Source organism: Actibacterium ureilyticum, from assembly GCF_002285435.1.
Classification (GTDB): domain Bacteria; phylum Pseudomonadota; class Alphaproteobacteria; order Rhodobacterales; family Rhodobacteraceae; genus Actibacterium_C; species Actibacterium_C ureilyticum.
The window spans coordinates 1-285 of the sequence record NZ_NSBT01000005.1 but is presented as its reverse complement, the minus strand read 5'-3'; the positions used below and the strand labels follow the sequence as shown (position 1 = coordinate 285).

Genomic DNA, 285 nt, shown 5'->3' with positions numbered 1-285 from the left:
CGAGCTTAGGTTGCGAGTCGAGGGGATCGGCCTCGTTAAAACGTCAAAGCCTATAATTGGCAAACAAAACAATCTTTCTTTAGCTGCTTAATTGCACTAAAGGTTCCTCCCTCCATCGTCCATGTGGTAGGGTAAGGGACTCAAACTAAGTGGACTACGCCGGAGTTCGCCGTCTGAGGACAAAGGAAGAGAACAACCAGACTAGCAACTTGGAAGCCTGTCGATAGGCCGAAGAGTTCGCGAAATGCTAATATATCGACTACACTCGTAGAAGCTTAAGTGCCG

General features: G+C 48.1%; 1 other RNA gene. It reads left to right on the top strand.

The annotated features are described in order from the left end of the window. Window position 1: 1 nt before the first annotated feature. Window positions 2-283, top strand: a transfer-messenger RNA (tmRNA) gene (ssrA, locus tag CLM60_RS00025). Window positions 284-285: the final 2 nt, after the last annotated feature.